This is a genomic window from Terriglobus sp. YAF25 (assembly GCF_052113305.1).
Taxonomy (GTDB): Bacteria; Acidobacteriota; Terriglobia; order Terriglobales; family Acidobacteriaceae; genus Terriglobus.
The window spans coordinates 1-2,366 of record NZ_JBFRCY010000708.1; the positions used below are offsets into that span (position 1 = coordinate 1).

The window sequence follows — 2,366 nt, forward strand, 5'->3', positions numbered from 1 at the left end:
CCGTAGGCCCCTTGTATGTATCCACGGCGAGATCCCAGGGGAACATAGAAGGCGGCTCCGACCGCCAGGATCGTTACAAGGGTTGTACCCGGAAGATCGAGATATGTTGTGATCTGACTTTGGAACACGAGGAGCAGGAGAGCTACCAGCAGACCGCATACCCAACTGCCACGATGCAGCGTCCGGTATACCGTGTCACGGCGGGCTCCTTCGCCCTGCTGCGCGACGATCTTAGCGGTAATGATCTGGAACGAAAGAGTGATGGCAGAGATGAGCGTCAGGATTGTGTAAAGCGCATTTGCGTTTCCAAATCCCTTTGGCCCAAGAAAGTGGGCGACAGAAACGTTATAAGCAAGATTAATAATGACCGAGAGAGTTGAGCCGGAGAGAAGAACCACGCTTCCGGAAATAATTCGCGTTCTTAGACTTTTTTCCACCGACCCCGTAGACACGGTAAGAGTCCTTGCTACCGAGCGAGACGTATTGTCTCCCCGAAATGAAGCGTTCGTAATGGGGATATCGATGCGGTTAGCTTTCTCTCCAGTTGCCTGCTTTCATCCAATATTTGGCGGGATGCAATAACCGTCTAACCTTACTTCACAGTAGTTTGACCCGTTCAATTCGCGGCAAGACATGCAACCGAACGCTATCGGAGAGCCCTCTAACGGGCATGTCGTTCGCCACGAGCTTCTCTTGCTTATGCCTTTTTCTTCTCTTCCATGGTTGCGGCGCAACACGAGCGGTCGAACTGAAGCATAAAGCAGCCGGAAACGCGCCGCAGACGCTGGCCGTGTATGAGGCGTGGTTCGGCCTCCCCAAACATATCTCCGTAGGTTATTCGACCAATAATGCTGAGACGGTACGTACCCAGATGCGCAAAGCGAAGTCGCTTGGCGTCACGGGATTTGTGGTGGACTGGTATGGAAACCGCGAGCCCTTTATCGATCAAAGCTACGCGGTGATTCAAAAAGCTGCGGCGAAGGAGAAATTCACGGTCGCGCTGATGTACGACGAGGGCGATACGGACGAGGGCGCAACAGATCAGGTGATTGCCGACCTTACGGCCTTTCATGACAACTATCTGCTACCGAACTCCCCCGGTCACGAGGCTTATCTGACCTACAAGGGGCGGCCGGTTATCTTTGTCTTTCCACATGGCAGCCATACCGATTGGGCACAGGTCCGGAGTGCGGTGAATAAGTGGAGTTCTCCTCCCTGGTTGATGCAGGAAAACCTTCCCGGTCCTCATCCCGAAGCTTTCGACGGCTTTTATCCGTGGGTGAACCCCGGTCCGGATGGATGGGCTGCTGACGGAAGCCATTGGGGAGAGCGCTATCTCAGGGACTTTTATAAAAACATGGCGGAAAAGTACTCCGACATGATCGTCGTCGGGGGCGCGTGGCCCCAGTTTGACGATTCCAGGGCCGCCTGGAGCCTGAATCGTCATATCTCTGCGCGGTGCGGGCAAACCTATCGGGACGCGCTGGAGTTATGGAAAGAGTATTTCCCCCCCGGACAGGTGATTCCGTTTATGTTGGTCCAGACCTGGAACGATTACGAAGAAGGCTCACAAATCGAAACCGGTATTCCGAAGTGTACCGAGAGCCCAGGAAAGAACCTTACCAGCGCGCAGAATCAGACAACGCAATAAGCAAAGCACTACAGACGCAACAATGGCGGTCGCTCGATGCGACCGCCATTGTTGCTTTAGTGGATGATGGGCCTGTCAGTCGAGTCCGGCCTGCAGGATCCGGACCTGCCAACGGACCTCAGACGGAGTCAGGACAACAAGATAGCGCCGGCGGACCACGGTCGTGGCCAGAACCTTATCCTTCTCAAAGATCTGCTGCCGGTATTCGACATTGTCAGTCATCTGGATCGACAGACCCTCCGGCGAGTAGAAGACAATCTGTAGATCGTGGGAAAGATCCTGGTAGCGCGTGTGGATTCCCATCCGGCTTTGGGCCTCGATGGTGTCGCCAAGCTTATCTCTGGCCACACCAACAAAATCCCGGTCGAGTTTACCGGCCTGGTTTTGATCAAGCGCTTCCTGCAGGCTCTTCCATGATTCCAGATAGTTGCGGATAACGGAGGACTCGGTCTGCTTTTCCAGCGGCCGGGAGCCCTGGAGTTGGGGAGGAGCCACGCGTACAGCAGGTTCATCCGCGAGCATGGTCGCCGAGAGAAGAAGAGCTGAAGTCAGACATACAATTGGCTTCATCACCGGCCACCATCCCAATGGATTTCATTTCCTGCCACGGCGCCGCTGGCGGCAGATATCTTCGATCCTCTATTCGCTGGCATAACCACGCTGGCGATGCCTTTCTTCAGAGGTACATCAACTGTAGATTGGGAGTTACCAAAGG

At 54.6% G+C, this 2,366-nt stretch carries 2 protein-coding genes and 1 pseudogene; 1 reads left to right on the forward strand and 2 read right to left on the reverse strand.

What is annotated here, in order from left to right; genetic code table 11:
* Positions 1 to 398, reverse strand: a pseudogene (locus AB4043_RS22680) (hypothetical protein); the annotation flags it as partial.
* A gap of 272 nt (positions 399 to 670) precedes the next feature.
* Between AB4043_RS22680 and AB4043_RS22685 the strand changes: the two are divergent.
* On the forward strand, positions 671 to 1,651 hold the full coding sequence (locus AB4043_RS22685; RefSeq protein ID WP_442301198.1) for a hypothetical protein: 981 nt from the start codon (positions 671 to 673) through the stop codon (positions 1,649 to 1,651).
* 75 nt (positions 1,652 to 1,726) lie between these two features.
* Here AB4043_RS22685 and AB4043_RS22690 read toward each other — a convergent pair whose 3' ends face one another.
* Positions 1,727 to 2,221: a hypothetical protein gene (locus tag AB4043_RS22690; RefSeq protein ID WP_442301199.1), complete on the reverse strand. Its 495-nt coding sequence runs from the start codon at positions 2,219 to 2,221 to the stop codon at positions 1,727 to 1,729.
* Between the last annotated feature and the right edge of the window lie 145 nt (positions 2,222 to 2,366).

Coding starts and splice junctions, on each gene's coding strand:
- AB4043_RS22685 (WP_442301198.1), top strand. CDS start 671: ATGTCGTTCGCCACGAGCTTCTCTTGCTTATGCCTTTTTCTTCTCTTC.
- AB4043_RS22690 (WP_442301199.1), bottom strand. CDS start 2,221: ATGAAGCCAATTGTATGTCTGACTTCAGCTCTTCTTCTCTCGGCGACC.